Genomic DNA, 20,987 nt, shown 5'->3' with positions numbered 1-20,987 from the left:
GGCTAGTAATTATATTTATCTTTCCAACGTTGTTTTAAAAAATCGCGCTGCGCATTTTCTCTAGCGTTATTGCCAGGTTCATAAAATGTTGTGTTTTTTAAACCTTCAGGCAGAAATTCTTGTTCGGCAAAATTATTTGCATAATTGTGAGCGTACTTGTAATTATCGCCATAACCAAGTTCTTTCATTAACTTTGTTGGAGCATTTCTAATCTCAAGAGGTACACTTAAATCTCCCGTTTCTCTTACAGTTTGTTGTGCGCTATTAATGGCTGTATAGGCAGCATTACTTTTAGGGGAACATGCTAAATAGGTAGCACATTGACTTAGAACAATTCTGGATTCAGGATACCCAATTGTTGAGACAGCCTGAAATGTATTATTTGCTATTACTAGGGCAGTGGGGTTTGCATTACCAATATCTTCGCTTGCCGAAATTAAAAGTCTTCTGGCAATAAATTTTAAGTCTTCTCCGCCTTCAATCATTCTTGCTAGCCAATATACGGCACCATTTGGGTCACTTCCTCTAATTGACTTTATGAATGCTGAAATAATATCATAATGTTGTTCTCCGGTTTTATCGTAACGAACAGTATTATTTTGAATTTTATCCAGTACTATTTCGTCAGTAATTACAATGTTATCTTCTTCAAAAGAGCTAATTAATAGTTCGAAAACATTAAGAAGTTTTCTAGCATCACCACCAGAAATCCTTAAAAGAGCACTTGTTTCTTTTAGTTTTACATTTTTCTTAGAGATTAACTCGTCATTTTCAATTGCCCTTTTTAAAAGTGTCTCTAAATCCTCTTTATTAAAGGCATTTAAGATATAAACTTGACAACGTGATAGTAATGCTGAAATAACCTCAAAACTTGGATTCTCTGTAGTTGCTCCAATTAACGTTACCCAACCCTTTTCTACAGCTTGTAATAAAGAATCTTGTTGAGATTTGCTGAATCTATGAATTTCATCAATAAAAAGAATAGGGTTTTTTGTAGTAAACAATCCTCCACTTTCTTTTGCTTTGTTAATAACATCTCTAACATCTTTTACGCCAGAACTAATGGCACTTAAAGTGTAAAAAGGTCTGCCAGATTCGGTTGCAATGATATTAGCCAAAGTTGTTTTTCCAGTTCCAGGAGGTCCCCAAAAGATCATAGATGGAATAAGGCCTTGCTTTAAGCTTTGTGTTAATGCGCCATTTTCACCAATTAAATGCTTTTGACTAACATAATCGCTTAAGGTCTTTGGACGTAATCTTTCGGCTAAGGGTTCATTCATATGTGTAAAATTAACGTATTTTTTGTTTTAAGTGTGTTAAATTAACTGATAAGAACCACCAAATTTTGATCTGTTTTCTAACTTATAGACTGCCAATTTAGCATTTTGAGTAAGTTTGGATGATTATTTGCTACTTCTAGTTATATGAAGAAAGAGGAACATTTTAAGTTTACACCAGAGGTTGTAATTTATCCCGTATTTTTTGTGTTAATAATATGGTCTGTGCTTTCCTTTGAAATTAAGTTTAATGTTAACTTCAATGAGTATGGTATATATCCATTAACTTTAAAAGGGTTAAGAGGTGTTTTTTTAAGTCCTTTTATTCATGGTAGTATAGAGCACCTTTACCATAATACAGTACCTCTTTTTGTATTAACCATGGCGCTTTTTTATTTCTACCGTGCAATAGCTTGGAAAATTTTAATATTAGGAATATTGGTCTCTGGTTTTTTAACTTGGTGCATGGGAAGGCCTTCGTATCATATTGGAGCCAGTGGATTAATTTATGTTTTAGTAAGTTTTACCTTTTTTAAGGGAGTAATGGCAAAACACTTTCGCCTTATAGCTTTATCACTGCTGGTTATTTTTCTTTATGGAAGTATGGTTTGGTATGTGTTGCCAATTAAAGAAGGAATGTCTTGGGAAGGTCATTTAGCAGGACTAATAACGGGACTGTTATTCGCTTTTTTATTCAAAAATAGAATTGCCAAACCGAAAAAGTATGAATGGCAAGAGGATACCTATAATGAGGAAGATGATCCTTTTTTAAAGCATTTTGATGAAAACGGTAATTTTATTGAAACTATTGAATCGGAAGATGAAGAGAGCAGAACAGAAATAAATTACATATATAAAGAAAACGGGGATTAATTGTTTATTCTCAACCTTCAAATCTTTGTCTGATGGCTTCATACAAAAATGCACCACAGGCTACAGACACATTTAAGGATTCTATCTCCCCAAGTAAAGGTAATTTGGCCTTTTCGTCTACAACTTTCAATGTAGAAGGGTTTATCCCTCTACCTTCAGATCCCATTATAATCGCACAAGGTTCTTTAAAGGAAACATCATATAATGTATTGTCTGTTTTTTCGGTGGCAGCAATAACTTTAATTCCAGAAGCTTGCATGTGGAATACAGCGTCTTTTATATGGTCTACTTTACAAAGAGGAACTTTAAAAACTGCTCCTGCACTAGTTTTTATGGTATCTCCGTTTACAGGAGCGCCTCCCTTTTTTTGAATTATAATACCAGTAACACCGGTACATTCAGCAGTTCTAATTATGGCACCAAAATTTCGAACATCACTCAGTTGATCCAGTAATAGAAAAAGTGGTGTCTTTTCTGATTCTAACGCGCTTATAACTAAGTCTTCAATATTATAGAAAGCTATAGGTGAAATATTGGCAACTGCACCTTGATGATTTTTATTAGTAAGTCTATTTAATTTTTCAACAGGAACATAGGAACTATTAATACCATTCTTTCTTATTAGAGTTTCAAGTTCAGAGAATAGTTCTCCTTTTAGTCCTTTCTGTAGAAATACTTTGTCTATACTTTCATTGGAGTTTATAGCTTCAATAATAGCTCTTATTCCAAAAACTGTTGTTTCTTGTTTCATAGAGCTAAATTAAATGTTTTTTGATTATCATGACAACCAATTAAAACAAAAAAACCAGAGAAGAACTACTTCTCTGGTTTTTTATATATTATTGAAAACTACTATGCCATAGGCTTAGTTAGCGGCATCAATTTCTCTAATTGGAATCTGAAAGATCATTCTAGCATCCATAGGAGCAATATCTAAATCTGCACCTGGCATAACTAAGTTTTCTCTTCCGTCTTTTCTATTAAGACCTACACCTAATCTTGCCATGTCAAAAGATGCAACACCATCTCCCCATAGCTCAATACGTCTGTACATTAAAATTTCATCAATTAAATCTTGACCAGTATTAGTTGATAAAGTATAGCTGTCATCTCTAACACTATTTAAATCGTATAAAACTTGTTGTGCTTCAGAATCTTTATTTTGTCTAGCTAAAGCTTCAGCTTTTGTCAAGTAGAATTCTGTGTTTCTCAAGTAAATATAATCACCAATAAATACTCCTGGACCAGGTTGAGAGATAAATTTCAAACTAGTGTACTTAGGTGTAATGTTATAGTGACCCCATGTGTCAGGAACTAATATAACTCCTGGCCCATACTGTTGATCTGCGAACCAAGCTAATCTTTTATCCGTTGCAGGAATCATATCATATAGGTTAGAATTAACCGTTTTAAAGTGATTCCATCCACTATAGCCATCATTAATTTGACTCATATGCGAGAAGAAAGATGCGTATACCTCACTAGTAGCTTCTGTAACTTCAGAACCCCAGATTACTTCAGAAAGAGAAAGTTCGTCATATCCATGAGTTACATCACTTTCAATACTTCCAACAGACATGGCTATGTCTGCAAATCTTTCTGCTTCAACCCAGTTTTCATAAGTTAGATAGTAACGCGCTAAATAAGCTGCTACCACACTAGCGTCAACTTCTTGTTTAGAAGCTCTTGCATAACCATCTAAACCATTGTAAGCTATAAGTAAATCGTCAATTATTTGTTGTTTTACTTGACCTACTGTTGAGTTAGGCTGACCTACGAAATCTCCAAAATCAATAGGAATAGCCTCCGTAGAATCATCTGCTCTAGTGTGCTGATAGATTCTAATTAAATAGAAATAAGCAATTGCTCTGTACGCATGAGACTTATATTTAAATACAAGTGTCTCTTCAGGAGAGGTATCAGGAATTGTATTTATTATTCCATTAGCGTTATTAATAACTTTGTAGAAGAACTCCCAGATAAAGTCATTATCGTTTGATGTTAAGATAACATTATCATAATTGTTATATGCACCAAACCAAGTATTTCTACTCATGTCCATGTCATTACCTCTTAGGTCCATACCTAAATCTACTGCTTTTAAGCCAAATTCATCAGTACTTCCAGCACCGTTTTCACCATCTCTTAAATATGATAAGATAGCACCGTCTAAAGCTTGTAAACCAATTGTACCTCCAGCTTCATTAATAGCAGCTGCGTGTGATTCGGTTAAATATCTTTCATCTTCAAAATCTCTGTCATCTATATCAGAACAAGACGCAAAAAGCGCTATTGTTAAGATAAAGACAAAGTATTTGTCTAGTCTTAAGTTAATAAATTTATTCATTTTCATAGTTTTTTTTAATTAAGGTTAATATTAACACCAAAAGCAATAGTTCTATTGGCACCATATTCTGCGGAAGAACTTCCCACTGAATTAAGACGAGGATCGTAACCTTGTCTAGCTCTGTATAATAAGAATGCGTTATTTACAGTTCCATATATTCTTATACTGTCTATATGGTATTTTTGTAATGCATCATTTTGTAATAGATAACCAAAGTTAATATTATTTAAACTCAAGTAACTTTGGTCAACTAACCAAAGGTCAGAAAGTCTATATTGATCTGGGCTAAGTGGATCTACTCTAGGTAGACTAGCTGTAGGATTGTCTACTGTCCAAGTTTTGTTGTAATCTGGGAAATTAGTAACATTTTGAGTTGCACTTAAAAGTCCAAAATATTCGTTATCAATTCCATAACCACCAATTTGGTAAGCAAATTGAAGTCCTAAAGAAAAGTTTCCAACTTGGATGTTAGTTCCAAAACCACCTGTTACATCAGGAATAGCTCTTTTACCAAGGAATTCACGTCCTTCTCTTACTGCAGTAGCGTAATCTTCCGTAATAATTTTTTCTCCTGTGCTTGGGTCTTTTGTGTAGTATTGAGCGTTTCCATTATCAGGATTAACACCAGCAGATTGAACCATGAAATAGTCAAAAATACTCTTACCAACTACTCTTCTAAAGTTTCCAACTTGGATGGAATCTCTAGGTAATTCAGTAATCTCATTGTGTAATGTAGAGACGTTAGCGTTAAAAGATATATTAAGATTTTCTTTCTGTACTGCATTTACAGATAATTCTGCTTCAAATCCGCTATTTACCATAGATCCAAAGTTTTCAGGTCTAGAAGCTTGTCCTGTAGATAACTGTAAAGGATTGTTAAATAGTAAATCTTCAGAGCTTTTTCTATAGTAACCAAGAGAAAGGTTTATTTTATTCCATAAGCTCATTTCATAAGCAATATCAAGACTGGCAGCTTTCTCCCAAGTGATATCTCTTCCTCCTAAACTAAATAATGTTTGAGTTAATTCACCATTATTTTCTCCAATTTGATATTGATTTTCATACGCTACAAGGTTTCTAGTTGTAGTACCTTCGTAGAATATTCTATCATTACCCGTAGTACCGTAGTTCACTGCAAGTTTAGCATAGTTTATGGCATCTATATTACTCATAAAGTCTTCGTTACTTAGAATCCACGAAGCACCAGCAGACCAAAATGCTCCCCAACGCTCGTCTGGGTGGAAAACAGATGAAGCATCATACCTACCCGTAAGGTTTAAGTAGTAGGTATTATCTAAGCCATAAATGAATCTAGAGAAATAACCTTCTGTAGTATATTTAGTGTTATAATTACTTGCACTTGCATATACAGATGTATTATCTAAGATTGGACTAAAGTTTCCAATAATATTTCTTTTAGATAGAGATAACGTGTTAAACTTTTCAGTGTAAGTCTCATGCCCTAAAAGAACATCAAAACTATGACGGTCATTTTCTTTTTTCCAAGTTAATAACTGCTGATTCGTAAAAGCAGAAAAATTGTCTTTATTGTTAGTTAATAAACCGTTATTAGCTGCAGCGAATGCACCTGCTCCCGGTTTTGTAAAATCAATACCTTGATCTATTTCTGTTAAATAGTTCATAACATATTGGAACTTGAAACCAAGTGGTAAGTCTACTGACGCTCTTAAAGCCGTGTTAAAATTGTCTCTTTCGTTTGTTTCAGTAGTATTACGAATTACTGCAAGAGGATGCTCACCTACCGCATAGTTTCTAGGACCTCTTGATGATCCGTCGTCAAAAATTTGAGGAGAACCAAAATCAAAAGCACGACCTCCTGGGACATTAGGGTCTAGAATAGGGTTCCAGTTTTGGTCGTATCTGTAAACTGGATAAATAGGAGCAATTCTTCTATTCCAAAAGAATGCGTTTGCAAAGTTTGTTGTAGGTACCCCTGCTGCACTTAAAGTACTAGGTACTGCCTGGCTATTAGATTTTGCATATGAAACATCTCCTCCTAAAGTTATTACTTTTGCAATATTACTCGCATTAACTTTTAAACGAGCTGTATGTCTTTTAAAGTTACTTCTAACAGTATATCCGTTGTTCTCTTCAGTACCTAAAGAAAAGTAGTAATCTATATTCTCAGATCCACCTGAAATATTTAGGTTGGTAGAAGTAAAGTCTGCAGAATCTCTAAATAACTCATCTTCCCATTTATCATTCATTAATAAGGTAGCAGAGCTATTTAGTAAACCAGTTGTAGGGTCAATTAATTCTGTGTCTGGAACATCGTAAACGTTGTATCCTAACCTGTCAATTAAATTATCTGAAGCAAATTGTCTTGCTTGAGCAATAGTAATAGGTGTACCAGCTTCATTTTGTCTATTAAACTCAGAGTTTGCAAGTACACTATGATAAGACTCGTAAAACTTACCAGGAGAGTCTATGATATTATACTCTTTGGTAGCTCTTTGAGTTATACCATATCTTGTATCTACACTGATACTAGGTTTTCTGTTTTTCTTACCTTTTTTCGTAGTAATTAATAAAACACCGTTAGATGCTTTATTACCAAATAGAGAAGTGGACGATGCATCTTTAAGAACCGTAGTAGATTCAATATCCTGTGGGTTTATACTACTTAAACTTCCTGTATAAGGAACTCCATCTAAAACAATAAGAGGTGCACTATCTGCATTAATAGAACCAAAACCTCTAATTCGTATAATTGGATCAGAACCTGGTTGTCCGTTTGCTTGAATTACTCTAAGACCAGAAACTAAACCTTCAAGACTTTTAACGGGGTTGGAGAAAGTAGCATTTTCAATTTGTTCTGCGTTGATAACACTAACAGATCCTGTAATAGACTCTTTTTTCTGAGTACCGTAGGCTACTACAACTACCTCTTCAAGTGCAGATGCATCTTCTTTCATAGTTACATTAAGTATACTAGAAGATCCTACTGTAGCTTCTTTGGTTGTATATCCAACAAAACTAAACACAAGAACATCGCCTTGTTTAGCTTTAATAGAATATTTACCATCGAAATCTGAAGAAGTACCAGAAGATGATCCTTTAACCAAGACAGTAGTTCCCGGAAGGGGTAGTCCTGATTCGTCAATAATGGTACCAGAAATCGTCTTTTCTTGTGCAAAAGAAATATGCACAACTAACGCTAGGATTAGCGTTAGAAATCCACTAAACTTTGTTTTCATTTTATAATTGTTTGAATTAGTCAAATCCAAAAATCATAATAAAAAGTTAATAAAACAATAAATTAGGGTTAAAATTCGCAGGATTTACCAAAATCAGTAATCAAAAGATGGTAAACTGAGAATAATTGAATTTGAAAAGTATCTTTTTAGCTATAAATTAATTTTTAACAAAAGGTTATATATGCTGCTAATTTGAGGGGTAATTTGGATTTTACTTAAAATCAAATAAATGTAAATATGTTAAGAAGGAAAATTTTTAAAAAAAATAAAAAAATATGCTTTAGGGAAACTTTAAAGTATGATTTAGCTGAAATTGTATCGTTTTTTGTTGTAAAAAAAAGAGACCGTGAAAAACAGTCTCTTTTTTTAATTATAAAATGTAACCTATTTTAATCGTTTTGATTTTCTGCGTTAATCATTGGATTAGAGTTTATTTCGTCGTCTGGAATCTGCCATTTAAATAATGGACCTCCAACAACTTCATCCTGAAGCCCAAATCCTTTATGGTTACCTCCTGTTCTTTGTAAAGGCTTACCTAAACGTTTTAGGTCAAAATAACCAAATCCTTCACCCCAAAGTTCAATACGTCTTTGAGTGTAGATTTCTTCAACTAAATCGTTACCAGTATTAGCAGAAAGAGTGTATCCTGAATCTCTTAAACTAACCAAGTCAAAAAGAACTTGAGCGGCAGAGTTGTTTCCTAGTCTAGCTAAAGCTTCAGCCTCAATTAAATGCATTTCTGATGCTCTCATATAAGAGTAATCTCCTTCTAAGAATGAAGGGTCAACAAACTTTAGGTTAGCGTAAGCAGGAATGTCTGGGTAAGTTGCATTACCATTTACTGGGTCTACAAAAGCATCTTTTCTAGAGTCTGTTGCAGGAATCATATCATAAAGTCTAGAATCAATTAACTTATAACCTCCAAGAGCTCCGGCATATCCACCATTTGTGCTGTCAAAGTGAGAGAAGAAAGAAGCGAAAACAGTTGTAGATTCACTATCTATATCTGCTCCCCACATCCATTCTTTGTTACTGATATCACTAAATCCGTCAGCAACCCATTCATCTCCAGTCATCAGGGCGTATGATGCTTTAGCAGCATTTGCCATATCGGCTGCTCCTTGCCAGTTTCCTGTTTCTAAATAAACTCGAGCAAGTAAGCCTTGAGCAACACTTTGGTCGATTTGTTGTTTACTAGATCTAGAGTATCCTTCCAATAAAGTTACAGCTTCCTGTAATCCTGGAATAATAACATCATAAACCTCTTGAACAGTACCTCTAGGTGCGCCATCAAAGTTCAATCTATCAGGGGAAGGTATACCAGGAGATGATTCATTTCCTCTATACGTATCCGAATATACTCTTACTAGATTGAATAAAGAGAAACTTTTAATAGCAAGCGCTTGTCCTAATAAAGCTTCTTGTTCATCTGTTAAAGTTTCTAGACTTCTTAAACCGTTAATTACAATATTTGCATCAGCAATAAAAGTGTAATAGGTTGTCCAAATTATTCCTGTTCTAGAAGAAGATTCAACACGTCCTTGGAAATTATAATAAAAGATATACCAGTTAAAGTTGTTTAGAACTATGTCATGCCCCATCATATCATAGGCACCCATTAAACACTTATGTCCAAAATCAGTATGACCTGTAGTTCCACCTATCTGCCAAGTTCTCATACTAGCATAAATACCATTTACTAAAGCTTCATTGGCAGCTGCAGAAGTGGCAACTTGTTCTGAGGAAATAGCACCACCTGGTTCGGTGTCAAGAAAATCTTTTTCACAACTTACAAACATTGCAAGTGCAAAAATAAATGTTAATAAAAATCTTGTGTTTTTCATAGCTTTTTAAAATTTAAGAGTTAATCCGAAAGAAGTTGTACTTATTAAAGAATACTCGTTTGTAGCATTACCAGAAACGCTAAGTCTTGGGTCGTAACCTTCTCTAGCTTTAGACCATAATGCTACATTGTTTGCAGAAGCATAAAGTCTTAGTGAAGTAATGCCTAACATATCTGTAAATTTCTTATCAAAATCATATCCAAGTGTAATATCATTAAGACTTAAATAAGAAGCGTCAACTAAGAAATAATCCGAAGTGTCATTTTGGTCGCTTTTAAAGACATCTATTCTAGGAATGGTAGCAGAAGTGTTTTCTGGAGTCCATGAATCGAAAATATCTGTATGGAAGTTACTACCTGGAGACGATGCAGATAATAATCCTTGGTAAACACCATCATAACCATATCCGCCAATTTGATAAGCAAAACCTACATTTAAGCTAAAGCCTTTGTAGGCAAAAGACGTGTTAAAACCACCATAAACATCAGGAATTGCAGATTTGTCTACAAATACTTCGGTTGCATCCGAATGTACACTAGTTGTTGTTTTTTCACCTGTATCAGGATCAACCACATACCATTGTCCGTTACCTGTTGCTTCATCAACACCAGCCCATTCTCTCATAAAATAATCATATCTTGAGCGTCCTTTAGTTAATCTGAAGTTAGCTAAAATAGGGTCGTCGATGAATTCGTCTGGCAGACTTGTAATTTCATTTTTATAGTGAGTAGCATTAATGCTAAAGTTCCATTGGAAATCTTCGGTTTCTATGATGCCTGCATTAAGTTCAATTTCAAAACCTTTGTTTTCCATATCACCAATATTTTCAGGTTTAGAACCTACTCCTATAGATGTTGGTACAGGGTTGTAGAATAATAAATCTTCTACTTTTCTTTCAAAATACTCTGCGTTAATGTTAATTCTGTTGTTAAATAATCCAATTTCAAAACCAGCATTTGTATTTGTTGAAGTTTCCCAAACCAAATCTTCGTTACCTAATTGGAAGAATGTAACACCAGGAGTGTTTCCACCTGCATTTACGATGTCAAACTGATCTAGGTAAGCAATGTAGTTTCTGTTATCTCTATCGCCAGGATTTCTTGTTCTGTTGTCTTCATATAATAAGGCATCATTACCTTGTTGACCTGTACTAGCTTTTATACGTAAGTTGCTTAACCAATCTACGTTGCTTAAAAAGTTCTCTTTGTGAACAGACCAAGCAAAACCTAAACCGTAAAAGTTACCCCATCTGTTATCTGGATGAAAAACAGAAGAACCATCTCTTCTAAAACTTGCATTTATGAAGTACTTATCAGCATAGTCATAAGTTAGTCTAGATAAATAGCCTTCTACTTTATAATCTTTTCTATATCCAATTACTTCTTGAATATTAACACCGTTATCTAAAACAGGTAGGTCTCCAATTACTGTTTCAGTAACTTCACCACCAAGTAATTTGAAGTTGTAATCGAAGCTTTCATGACCTACTAAAACAGAGAATGAATGATCGCCGAAATCTCTACTCCAATTTAATAACTGTTGGTTAGTAGTAGTGATACCTCTGTTTGATCTTGTTGTGATTCTACCATTGGCATTTGCAGCAGATCCACCTTCACCAGTATCAAATTGTGATAAATTACCAAGAGTAATATCTGCTGAGAAGTTATAAGTAAAAGAGAAATCTTTTAAGAAATTAACCGTAGCAAAAACTCTACTAGAAATGTTGTCCACAACATTTTCGTCTAGTCCTAGGTTTAATGTTCCTATTGGGTTTGTGTTAGAAACAAACGCTGGTCTTTGACCAAAAGTACCATCACCATAGTCGTATTGTCTGTTGCCAGCATTATCTAAAACTAATCCGCCATTAGCATCTCTTCCATATATAGGATAAATAGGAGCTACACTTCTTGCCCAATAGAATAAATTACTAAGAGTTGTACTTCCTAAGCCTTGAATAGGAGAATCCTGAGAAGTGTGAGCATAATTTACGTTACCTCCAACCTTTAACCATTCGTTTGGTGTGTACTCTGTAGATAAACGTCCTGTAATTCTTTCGAATCCAGATTTTAAAGCGTATCCTTCATCTTTTAAGTGACCTAAAGAAAAGAATGAATTAGATTTTTCACTTCTTGTTCTTAAGCTTAAATAGTTTTCAGTTCTAACTCCTGTGCTAAAAGAAGCATCGTCCCAATCATCTTGATATAGAAGTTGTGCACTTGGGTTAATACGACCAGTAGCAGTGTCTATTAAAGCATCGTTAGCTACGTTGTAGCTGTTGTAGTTTAATGAAAAATCTCCATTAGAAATTAACCCTGCATTAGCTGCAGCAGCGGCATCGGCAGGAGTGCTTCCTTGGTCTATTAAACCAACTCTCCAAGCGTTGTACCAAGCTTCATAATAACGACCTGGTTCTCTAATAACACTATATTCTGGAACTGCCCTTCTGTTGAAACCAATTCTACTATCTAAAGTAATTTCAACACCTTCTTTTTTCCCTTTTTTTGTAGTTACAATAATTACACCGTTTGCACCTCTACTACCGTATAATGCATTTGCAGAAGCATCTTTAAGGAAAGTCATAGACTCAATATCTTGAGTTGCAATAGAGTTTATATTACCGTTAAAAACAACACCATCAACAACATAAAGCGGAGCGCTCGATGAGTTGATAGAACCAATACCTCTAAATCTTACTGAAGGATCTTCTCCAGGTTGACCAGATTGATTAATAATCTGTACACCAGAAACTTTACCAACTAAACCTTGAGCAATACTACTTGCTTGCACTTGATTTAGTTCTTCAGTCTTTATGGTTGTAACAGATCCCGTAATTTCTTCTTTTTTCTGAGTACCATAAGCAACAACAATAACCTCTTCAAGAGCTGATGCATCTTCACTCATTGTAGCATTTACCGTACTAGAAGATCCTACTGTGATTTCTTGTGTTGTATACCCAACAAAACTAAATACAAGAACATCGCCTTGCTTAGCGCTAATTGAGTATTTACCGTCAAAATCTGATGAAGTACCAGTTGAGGTACCTTTTACCAAGACTGTTGTTCCTGGCAGAGGTAAACCCGATTCGTCCATAACCGTACCAGAAATAGTCTTTTCTTGTGCAAAAGAAAAATGCACAACAAACGCTAGTATTAGCGTTAGAATTCCACTAAACTTTGTTTTCATTTTATAATTATTTGAATTAGTCAATGTCAAAAATCATAATAAAAAGTTAATAAAACAATAAATAATGGTTAAAATTTGTCTTTAACCTGAAAAAAAGCAATGAAAATTTAAATTTTAATTGATAATTGGAATTTTTAAATAACGTTTTTTAAAAATATGTAGTTAGGCTTATGTGAAGCTTTGAGTTTGATAACTTAAACTTCTGGTTTTCATTCTTGCCATTGGCAAAAGTCAGTTTAAATAAGCCTGATTTGGTTAAAACACCAAAACCAAAGCCGTATCCGAAAAGTTTCTGAGTTGTATTTGATATGTTGTTTTCGTAATAAGCAGCGTCAATTACAGTATGTAAGTAAATTGCATTATTAAGTTGAAATCTGTATTCTGAATTTATGACTCCAAATAGGTTAGCGAACAAGCTGTTTTCTTCAAAACCTCTAATCGAGTTAATACCTCCAAACCTAAATAATTCATTATCGTAAAAAGTATCGGAACTCATGTAATTGGCATCCACGTTTAAATAGATGCTATTCTTTCTATTGAAATTAAATATGTTAAAAGCTTTAAAACGCAGGATGTTTTGTTGTTCTGTTCGGTTCGAATCTTTTCTGTTTCCTGAATTCACTGCTACATTTAAATATGTCTTTGCTGGGAAAAGATTGTTTGTTTGAGGTCGATTAAATTCATAGGATAAGGTAAACAGGGTTTTCGTATAGTCTGCTATTTGTAAACTGGAGCTGTTGTTAAGTAGATTGTTGGATTCTTCGTTTATGATACCACCAAAAATTTTGTGTTTAGCATTTATTTGATAATGAAGCTTTGCTGATTGGTTTACGGTAGAAAAGGTAGAGTCTTTTCTAAAGATGTTTAATGAAAAATCTAGACCAACTGGCGACTTTAATATGTAGGGAAGCGTGAGGTTTGCTTGGAACGTTTTTTGGTCGTTTTCATCACTCTTGTACAATAATTTAAAAGACTCTCCAAAGTTTAAGTTGTTTGTGAGGTTTAGGTTTAGGTAGCCATCAAATTGGATCTTACTCGTTTCTTCATTGGAACCAAATCCTAGAAAGCCATCAAAGGCATTACTCTGTGCTTTCTTAAGATATAAGTATAGGGTGGTTGAGTCTTGAGAAAATAGAACCTCGGGAGACTTAATTTCATTTGCAAATCTTAAGTTTTGTAAATTTTTGGTTTTAGTTTTAATTTCATTTAGGCTAAATAAACTATTTGTCTTGATTTTTAAGAAATGCTTAAGGTAAGATCTTGGGAACTTTTCGTAACCTTTTATAATAATGTCATTAATTGTTCTCTTTTTTTTTGGGCGGTCTAGTACTAATTCGGCGGTTAGCGTGTTGTTGTTTGTTATCTTTATATGGTCTAGTTTAAGTTTTAAAAAAGGGAGCCCTTCTTTTGAGATTTCTTGATTAAGGTTGTTTAGGATGTTTTCAATCTTCGAAAATTCTACCACAAAAAAATCTTCATTTGTAATAGGTGTGATTTTAGTTAAAACAGATTTTTCAATACTATTTTTGTCATAATAAACGGTTATGGTTTTAAGTCTTCTTTTTAAATGGAGTTTCGCATTGAAAACCGAATCGTTAATCTTGTTTATATGAATAACTTTAGATTCAACGAATCCTTTTTTAAAAAGTAATTGCTGCACTGAATCTGTTTCGGCTTTTATGGAAAGCAAATCTTTATGAAACTTTTTATATTCTAACGAATCTATAATTTTGGTTTCGATAGCGTTGTTTCCGTTAATTTTTAATCTAAAATTTTGGCTAAAACTTTCAGATGAAAAAATAGCATATATAATAAGGTATAGAAAAAAGGATTTCCTCACAGAAAAGACAGCTTGATTTTTTATGTAAATCTAACGGAAAATAAATAGACCTAATATGCGGGATGAGTTTAAAATTAAATTCTTCTGAAAATTAATGAATTAGGATTTGAATTATTCATTTTAATTACTACCTTTGCAGCCCTCTAAGAAGAGGATTTTAAATTTATATAATAATTTATATGCCAACAATTTCACAATTAGTAAGAACAGGAAGAGCCAAAATAACCAAGAAGAGTAAATCGGCTGCTTTAGATTCTTGTCCGCAAAGACGTGGTGTATGTACTCGTGTTTACACAACAACGCCTAAAAAACCAAACTCAGCAATGAGGAAGGTTGCTAGGGTTCGTTTAACAAACGGTAACGAGGTTAATGCATATATCGGTGGTGAAGGACATAATTTACAAGAGCACTCGATAGTATTGGTTAGAGGTGGAAGGGTAAAAGATTTACCAGGTGTTAGATATCATGTTGTTCGTGGTGCTTTGGATACAGCAGGTGTGCAAGGTAGAACGCAACGTAGATCTAAGTACGGTGCTAAACGCCCTAAGAAGTAATTAAAACTTTGTAACAAGAAGACATGAGAAAAAGACAAGCGAAAAAAAGACCTCTTTTACCAGATCCAAGATTTAACGATCAATTGGTAACGCGTTTTGTGAACAACTTAATGTGGGATGGAAAGAAGTCTGTAGCGTTCAAAGTATTCTATGATGCAATTGATATTGTAGATGCTAAAAAAACAGATGAAGAAAAAACTGCTTTAGAGCTTTGGAAAGATGCTTTATCAAATGTGATGCCTCACGTAGAAGTACGTAGTCGTCGTGTTGGTGGTGCTACTTTTCAAATTCCAATGCAAATACGTCCAGATAGAAAAATTTCTACAGCAATGAAATGGTTAATTGGTTTTGCGCGTAAGCGTAATGAAAAATCAATGGCTCAAAAGTTAGCTGCTGAAATTTTAGCTGCTGCCAAAGAAGAAGGTGCTGCTGTTAAGAAAAGAGTTGATACTCATAAAATGGCTGAAGCAAATAAAGCATTCTCACACTTTAGATTTTAATAAGAAATGGCTAGAGATTTAAAATACACTAGAAACATTGGTATTGCTGCTCATATTGATGCAGGTAAAACTACAACTACAGAGCGTATATTATATTATACGGGAGTGTCTCATAAAATAGGTGAAGTGCATGATGGTGCTGCAACTATGGACTGGATGGAGCAAGAGCAAGAAAGAGGTATTACAATTACTTCTGCTGCTACAACTTGTACTTGGCATTTCCCAACTGAGAATGGACAGCCAACTCCAGATGCTAAAGGGTATCATTTTAATATTATTGATACTCCAGGTCACGTTGATTTTACGGTAGAAGTAAATCGTTCGTTACGTGTACTTGATGGTTTAGTATTCTTGTTTTCTGCGGTTGATGGTGTTGAGCCTCAATCTGAGACTAACTGGAGATTAGCGGATAACTATAAAGTTCCTAGAATTGGTTTCGTAAACAAAATGGACCGTCAAGGATCTAACTTTTTAGGTGTTTGTCAACAGGTAAAAGATATGTTAAAGTCTAACGCAGTGCCAATTGTATTAAATATTGGTGATGAGGCAGATTTTAAAGGAATTGTAGATTTAGTTAAGAATAGAGCTATTGTGTGGCATGATGAAACACAAGGTGCTACTTTTGATGTTATTGACATTCCAGAAGATATGAAAGAAGAAGCTCGTAAGTACCGTGCGCTTTTAATTGAAGAAGTTGCAACTTACGATGAGAACTTATTAGAAAAATTCATGGAAGATGAAGATTCTATTACAGAAGAAGAGGTGCATGCTGCACTTAGAGCTGCTGTAATGGATATGGCTATCATTCCAATGATTTGTGGTTCTGCTTTTAAAAATAAAGGTGTACAGTTCTTATTAGATGCTGTATGTCGTTACTTACCTTCTCCAACGGATAAAGAAGGTATCGTAGGTACTGATCCAAATTCAGGAGAAGATATTTTACGTAAACCAGATGTAAATGAGCCATTTGCTGCTTTAGCATTTAAAATTGCTACAGATCCTTTTGTTGGTCGTTTAGCATTCTTTAGAGCTTATTCTGGTCGTTTAGATGCAGGTTCTTATGTGTTGAATAACCGTTCTGGTAAAAAGGAGCGTATTTCTCGTATTTACCAAATGCATGCTAACAAACAAAATGCAATTGAATTTATTGAAGCTGGAGATATTGGAGCTGCAGTAGGATTTAAATCTATTAAAACAGGTGATACTTTATCAGATGAAAAAGCACCAATAGTTTTAGAATCTATGGAATTCCCTGATCCAGTAATCGGTATTGCTGTTGAACCTAAAACTAAAGCTGACGTTGATAAGTTAGGTGTTGGTTTAGCTAAGTTAGCTGAAGAAGATCCAACTTTCACAGTGCGTTCAGATGAGGCTTCTGGTCAAACTATTATTTCAGGTATGGGTGAGCTTCACTTAGATGTAATTGTAGACCGTTTAAAACGTGAGTTTAAAGTTGAAGTAAACCAAGGTCAACCTCAAGTAGAGTACAAAGAGAATATTACACAACGTGCTGAGCACAGAGAAGTTTATAAGAAACAATCTGGTGGACGTGGTAAATTCGCAGATATTGTATTTACTGTAGAGCCTGCTGAAGAAGGTAAACAAGGTTTAGAATTTGTTTCTGAGATTAAAGGTGGTAACGTTCCTAAAGAATTTATCCCTTCAGTTGAGAAAGGATTTAAAATGGCTATGCAAAATGGTCCTTTAGCTGGATATGAGATAGACGCTATGAAAGTAACTTTAACAGATGGATCTTACCATGATGTGGATTCTGATCAGTTATCGTTCGAATTAGCTGCTAAATTAGGATTTAAAGCTGCTTCTAAAGCTGCAAAAGCAGTAATTATGGAGCCTATTATGAAATTAGAAGTACTTACTCCAGAAGAAAACATGGGTGATATAGTAGGTGACTTAAACAGACGTCGTGGTCAGGTTAATGACATGAGTGATAGAGCTGGTTCAAAAGTTGTTAAAGCTAATGTTCCTTTATCAGAGATGTTTGGTTATGTAACTGCATTACGTACATTATCTTCGGGTAGAGCAACTTCTACAATGGAATTTTCACATTATGCTGAAACTCCTTCAAATATTTCTGAAGAAGTGATTAAGGCGGCTAAAGGTGTTGAAGCTTAAAAATTAGGAAAATGAGTCAAAAAATCAGAATAAAATTAAAATCTTACGATCACAATTTAGTAGACAAGTCTGCAGATAAGATTGTAAAAACAGTAAAGAGTACTGGTGCTGTTGTAACTGGACCAATTCCATTACCAACGCACAAAAAGATTTTTACTGTATTACGTTCTCCACACGTAAACAAGAAGTCAAGAGAACAATTCCAATTAAGTTCTTATAAGAGATTATTGGATATCTACTCTTCGTCATCAAAAACTATTGATGCGTTAATGAAGCTTGAGTTACCAAGTGGTGTTGAGGTTGAGATAAAAGTCTAATAGACTTTTATCGAAATCCTGAACTTGTTTCAGGATCTCAGGAAAAAGGTAAAAAAGACCCTGAAACAATATCAGGGCATTCATGTCCCACCGATGCGGTCGCGGGAAAAACGGATAAAATACATTTCAGGGACGAAACGTATTTTGTCCCTGAAATTTTTTAAATAAGTAATAAATAAATTAATAATTAAATTATGTCTGGGTTAATTGGAAAGAAAATCGGTATGACCAGCATCTTTGATGAAAACGGGAAAAATATTCCTTGTACAGTAATCGAAGCTGGACCATGTATCGTTACCCAAGTCAGAACTGAAGAAGTTGACGGTTATGAAGCTGTTCAATTAGGTTTCGATGACGCGACAGAAAAAAGTGCTACTAAAGCAGACTTAGGTCATGCTAAGAAAGCAGGTACTTCTGTAAAACGCAAAGTCGCGGAATTTAAAGGTTTTGATGAGGAGTACAAATTAGGAGATGCAATCACTGTTGATCATTTTGCTGAAGGAGAATTTGTTGATATCTCTGGAACATCAAAAGGAAAAGGATTTCAAGGGGTTGTAAAACGTCACGGTTTTGGTGGTGTAGGTCAAGCTACTCACGGTCAACATAACCGTTTAAGAGCTCCAGGTTCTATTGGTGCTGCTTCATATCCTGCAAGAGTATTTAAAGGAATGAAAATGGCCGGAAGAATGGGTGGTGAAAAAGTGAAAGTACAAAACTTAAGAGTGTTAAAAGTAGTTCCAGAAAAGAACTTACTTGTTGTTAAAGGATGTGTTCCTGGACACAAAAACGCTTATGTAATTATTCAGAAGTAATGAAAGTAGCAGTTTTAGATATAAACGGAAAAGACACAGGTAGACAAGCGGAGCTTTCTAAAGATGTGTTTGCTATTGAGCCAAATGATCATGCGGTATATCTAGACGTTAAGCAATATTTAGCTAATCAACGTCAAGGTACTCACAAGTCTAAAGAAAGAGGTGAGATTGCTGGAAGTACTCGTAAGATTAAGAAGCAAAAAGGAACTGGTACTGCTCGTGCAGGTTCTATCAAATCTCCTGTGTTTAGAGGAGGAGGTAGAATTTTTGGTCCTAGACCAAGAAACTATGGTTTCAAATTAAACAAGAATGTTAAGCGTTTAGCGCGTAAATCTGCATTAAGTATTAAAGCCAGTGAAAAGGCAATTACGGTTTTAGAGGACTTCAGTTTTGATGCTCCTAAAACTAAAAACTTTACTGCAGTTTTAAAGGCGTTAGACCTAGAAAACAAAAAGTCTTTATTCGTGTTGGGCGGGGCAAATAATAATGTATATTTGTCATCGCGCAATTTAAAAGGTTCTGAGGTTGTAACTTCTTCAGAATTAAGCACTTATAAGGTTTTAAACGCGAATCAAATAGTGCTTTTAGAAGGTGCTATTGAAGGAATTGAATCTAACTTAAGTAAATAAGAAACAGATGAGTATCTTAATTAAACCTATAATCACGGAAAAAGCGACTACGGATAGCGAGTTAAGAAACTGCTATACATTCGCGGTGAATACTAAGGCGAACAAGGTGGAAATCAAAAAAGCTGTTGAGGCAACTTACGGTGTTTCTGTTGAAAAAGTTCGTACTATAAATGTCCGTCCAGATAGAAGAACGCGTTATACTAAAACGGGTATTCAACATGGTAAAACAAATGCTGTTAAAAAGGCAATTGTACAACTGGCGGAAGGTGAGATGATTGATTTATACGCTAATATGTAATTAGACAAAAATGTCAGTAAGAAAATTAAAACCAATCACACCAGGACAGCGATTTAGAGTAGTAAATGGATTTGACGCCATTACTACTGATAAGCCGGAGAAAAGTTTATTAGCTCCGAAAAAACGTACTGGTGGTAGAAACAGTCAAGGAAGAATGACCATGCGCTACAAAGGTGGTGGTCATAAGAAAAAGTATCGTATCATTGATTTTAAAAGAGACAAAGCAGGAATTCCTGCTGAAGTTAAAACAATTGAATACGATCCAAACAGATCAGCTTTTATTGCTTTATTGAACTATCAAGATGGTGAGAAAAGATACATTATTGCTCAAAATGGTTTACAAGTAGGGCAAAATGTTGTATCTGGTAAAGAAGGAATTGCTCCAGAAATTGGTAATGCAATGCCATTAAGCCAAATTCCATTAGGAACTATTATTTCTTGTTTAGAGTTACGTCCAGGTCAAGGTGCAGTTATGGCACGTAGTGCTGGAGCATTTGCTCAGTTAATGGCAAGAGATGGTAAATTTGCAACAGTAAAATTACCTTCTGGTGAAACACGTTTAATACTAACTACATGTATGGCTACGGTAGGAGTTGTATCTAACTCTGATCACCAGTTATTAGTATCTGGTAAAGCCGGTAGAACAAGATGGTTAGGTAGAAGACCTAGAACAAACCCTGTTAGAATGAACCCAGTAGATCACCCAATGGGTGGTGGTGAAGGTCGTGCTTCAGGTGGTCACCCACGTTCTAGAAACGGTATTCCTGCTAAAGGATTTAGAACCCGTTCTAAAACTAAAGCTAGTAATAAATATATTGTAGAACGTAGAAAGAAATAAGACATGGCAAGATCATTAAAAAAAGGACCTTACGTTCATTATAAATTAGAAAGAAAAGTTGCTGCAAACGTTGAAGCTAACAAAAAGACTGTTATCAAAACTTGGTCTAGAGCAAGTATGATTACTCCTGATTTTGTTGGACAAACTATAGCGGTACACAATGGCCGTCAATTTGTTCCTGTATATGTAACTGAGAACATGGTAGGTCATAAATTAGGAGAATTTTCACCAACGCGTTCATTCCGTGGACATGCAGGTGCAAAAAATAAAGGTAAAAAATAAGAGCTATGGGAAGTCGTAAAAAACAAATGGCAGACGCTATTA

At 34.6% G+C, this 20,987-nt stretch carries 17 protein-coding genes; 10 read left to right on the top strand and 7 right to left on the bottom strand.

All coding sequences use genetic code 11. The features are described from left to right. Positions 1–2: 2 nt before the first annotated feature. Complete coding sequence (locus FUA24_RS21090; RefSeq protein WP_148545062.1) at positions 3–1,280, bottom strand: replication-associated recombination protein A; 1,278 nt, start codon at positions 1,278–1,280, stop codon at positions 3–5. Between the two features lie 144 nt (positions 1,281–1,424). Between FUA24_RS21090 and FUA24_RS21085 the strand changes: the two genes are divergently transcribed. Next, positions 1,425–2,150 carry a rhomboid family intramembrane serine protease gene (locus FUA24_RS21085; RefSeq protein WP_148545061.1) on the top strand — a complete coding sequence of 242 codons (726 nt, stop codon included), beginning with the start codon at positions 1,425–1,427 and terminating at the stop codon, positions 2,148–2,150. Positions 2,151–2,160: 10 nt separating this feature from the next. On the opposite strand, the gene rlmB is transcribed toward FUA24_RS21085, so the two are convergent. The 6 genes from rlmB to FUA24_RS21055 form a co-directional block, all read right to left on the bottom strand. Beyond that, complete coding sequence (gene rlmB / locus FUA24_RS21080; protein WP_148545060.1) at positions 2,161–2,901, bottom strand: 23S rRNA (guanosine(2251)-2'-O)-methyltransferase RlmB; 741 nt, start codon at positions 2,899–2,901, stop codon at positions 2,161–2,163. A 114-nt stretch (positions 2,902–3,015) separates the two neighbouring features. Beyond that, on the bottom strand, positions 3,016–4,497 hold the full coding sequence (locus FUA24_RS21075; RefSeq protein ID WP_246147130.1) for a RagB/SusD family nutrient uptake outer membrane protein: 1,482 nt from the start codon (positions 4,495–4,497) through the stop codon (positions 3,016–3,018). 14 nt (positions 4,498–4,511) lie between these two features. Then, entirely contained in the window at positions 4,512–7,715 is a 3,204-nt protein-coding gene (locus FUA24_RS21070) for a SusC/RagA family TonB-linked outer membrane protein (RefSeq protein ID WP_148545058.1), read from the bottom strand. 389 nt (positions 7,716–8,104) lie between these two features. After that, positions 8,105–9,559 carry a RagB/SusD family nutrient uptake outer membrane protein gene (locus FUA24_RS21065; RefSeq protein ID WP_148545057.1) on the bottom strand — a complete coding sequence of 485 codons (1,455 nt, stop codon included), beginning with the start codon at positions 9,557–9,559 and terminating at the stop codon, positions 8,105–8,107. A 6-nt stretch (positions 9,560–9,565) separates the two neighbouring features. Beyond that, the gene (locus FUA24_RS21060; protein ID WP_148545056.1) at positions 9,566–12,742 is read right to left on the bottom strand and encodes a SusC/RagA family TonB-linked outer membrane protein; all 3,177 of its coding nucleotides are present in this window, start codon (positions 12,740–12,742) and stop codon (positions 9,566–9,568) included. A 148-nt stretch (positions 12,743–12,890) separates the two neighbouring features. Then, positions 12,891–14,582: a POTRA domain-containing protein gene (locus tag FUA24_RS21055; protein WP_148545055.1), complete on the bottom strand. Its 1,692-nt coding sequence runs from the start codon at positions 14,580–14,582 to the stop codon at positions 12,891–12,893. Positions 14,583–14,761: 179 nt separating this feature from the next. Here FUA24_RS21055 and rpsL point away from each other — a divergent pair, with 179 nt between their 5' ends. The 9 genes from rpsL (at position 14,762) to rpsS (ending at position 20,945) form a co-directional block, all read left to right on the top strand. Beyond that, positions 14,762–15,136, top strand: a complete 375-nt coding sequence (rpsL, locus tag FUA24_RS21050; protein WP_148545054.1) for a 30S ribosomal protein S12 — start codon at positions 14,762–14,764, stop codon at positions 15,134–15,136. A gap of 23 nt (positions 15,137–15,159) precedes the next feature. Further along, positions 15,160–15,636, top strand: coding sequence for a 30S ribosomal protein S7 (rpsG, locus tag FUA24_RS21045; protein WP_148545053.1), 477 nt, complete (start codon positions 15,160–15,162; stop codon positions 15,634–15,636). A gap of 6 nt (positions 15,637–15,642) precedes the next feature. Then, on the top strand, positions 15,643–17,769 hold the full coding sequence (gene fusA / locus FUA24_RS21040) for an elongation factor G (protein WP_148545052.1): 2,127 nt from the start codon (positions 15,643–15,645) through the stop codon (positions 17,767–17,769). 11 nt (positions 17,770–17,780) lie between these two features. Further along, positions 17,781–18,086 carry a 30S ribosomal protein S10 gene (gene rpsJ, locus FUA24_RS21035; protein ID WP_007650482.1) on the top strand — a complete coding sequence of 102 codons (306 nt, stop codon included), beginning with the start codon at positions 17,781–17,783 and terminating at the stop codon, positions 18,084–18,086. A 194-nt stretch (positions 18,087–18,280) separates the two neighbouring features. Beyond that, entirely contained in the window at positions 18,281–18,898 is a 618-nt protein-coding gene (gene rplC, locus FUA24_RS21030) for a 50S ribosomal protein L3 (RefSeq protein WP_148545051.1), read from the top strand. Continuing rightward, on the top strand, positions 18,898–19,527 hold the full coding sequence (gene rplD, locus FUA24_RS21025; protein ID WP_148545050.1) for a 50S ribosomal protein L4: 630 nt from the start codon (positions 18,898–18,900) through the stop codon (positions 19,525–19,527). The genes rplC and rplD overlap by 1 nt, the downstream gene beginning before the upstream one ends. A 7-nt stretch (positions 19,528–19,534) precedes the next feature. Beyond that, entirely contained in the window at positions 19,535–19,825 is a 291-nt protein-coding gene (gene rplW, locus FUA24_RS21020) for a 50S ribosomal protein L23 (RefSeq protein ID WP_148545049.1), read from the top strand. A 10-nt stretch (positions 19,826–19,835) separates the two neighbouring features. Then, positions 19,836–20,663, top strand: coding sequence for a 50S ribosomal protein L2 (gene rplB / locus FUA24_RS21015; RefSeq protein WP_148545048.1), 828 nt, complete (start codon positions 19,836–19,838; stop codon positions 20,661–20,663). A gap of 3 nt (positions 20,664–20,666) precedes the next feature. Next, entirely contained in the window at positions 20,667–20,945 is a 279-nt protein-coding gene (gene rpsS, locus FUA24_RS21010; protein WP_013869040.1) for a 30S ribosomal protein S19, read from the top strand. Positions 20,946–20,987 lie beyond the last annotated feature (42 nt).

Source organism: Seonamhaeicola marinus (genome assembly GCF_008085455.1).
Note: the sequence above shows the minus strand (reverse complement) of the source record. Positions and strands in the feature narration are given on the sequence as shown.

Coding starts and splice junctions, on each gene's coding strand:
- FUA24_RS21065 (WP_148545057.1), bottom strand. CDS start 9,559: ATGAAAAACACAAGATTTTTATTAACATTTATTTTTGCACTTGCAATG.
- rplC (WP_148545051.1), top strand. CDS start 18,281: ATGTCTGGGTTAATTGGAAAGAAAATCGGTATGACCAGCATCTTTGAT.
- rlmB (WP_148545060.1), bottom strand. CDS start 2,901: ATGAAACAAGAAACAACAGTTTTTGGAATAAGAGCTATTATTGAAGCT.
- rpsJ (WP_007650482.1), top strand. CDS start 17,781: ATGAGTCAAAAAATCAGAATAAAATTAAAATCTTACGATCACAATTTA.
- rplW (WP_148545049.1), top strand. CDS start 19,535: ATGAGTATCTTAATTAAACCTATAATCACGGAAAAAGCGACTACGGAT.
- fusA (WP_148545052.1), top strand. CDS start 15,643: ATGGCTAGAGATTTAAAATACACTAGAAACATTGGTATTGCTGCTCAT.
- rpsS (WP_013869040.1), top strand. CDS start 20,667: ATGGCAAGATCATTAAAAAAAGGACCTTACGTTCATTATAAATTAGAA.
- rpsL (WP_148545054.1), top strand. CDS start 14,762: ATGCCAACAATTTCACAATTAGTAAGAACAGGAAGAGCCAAAATAACC.
- rplD (WP_148545050.1), top strand. CDS start 18,898: ATGAAAGTAGCAGTTTTAGATATAAACGGAAAAGACACAGGTAGACAA.
- rplB (WP_148545048.1), top strand. CDS start 19,836: ATGTCAGTAAGAAAATTAAAACCAATCACACCAGGACAGCGATTTAGA.
- FUA24_RS21075 (WP_246147130.1), bottom strand. CDS start 4,497: ATGAATAAATTTATTAACTTAAGACTAGACAAATACTTTGTCTTTATC.
- FUA24_RS21070 (WP_148545058.1), bottom strand. CDS start 7,715: ATGAAAACAAAGTTTAGTGGATTTCTAACGCTAATCCTAGCGTTAGTT.
- FUA24_RS21085 (WP_148545061.1), top strand. CDS start 1,425: ATGAAGAAAGAGGAACATTTTAAGTTTACACCAGAGGTTGTAATTTAT.
- FUA24_RS21060 (WP_148545056.1), bottom strand. CDS start 12,742: ATGAAAACAAAGTTTAGTGGAATTCTAACGCTAATACTAGCGTTTGTT.
- FUA24_RS21090 (WP_148545062.1), bottom strand. CDS start 1,280: ATGAATGAACCCTTAGCCGAAAGATTACGTCCAAAGACCTTAAGCGAT.
- rpsG (WP_148545053.1), top strand. CDS start 15,160: ATGAGAAAAAGACAAGCGAAAAAAAGACCTCTTTTACCAGATCCAAGA.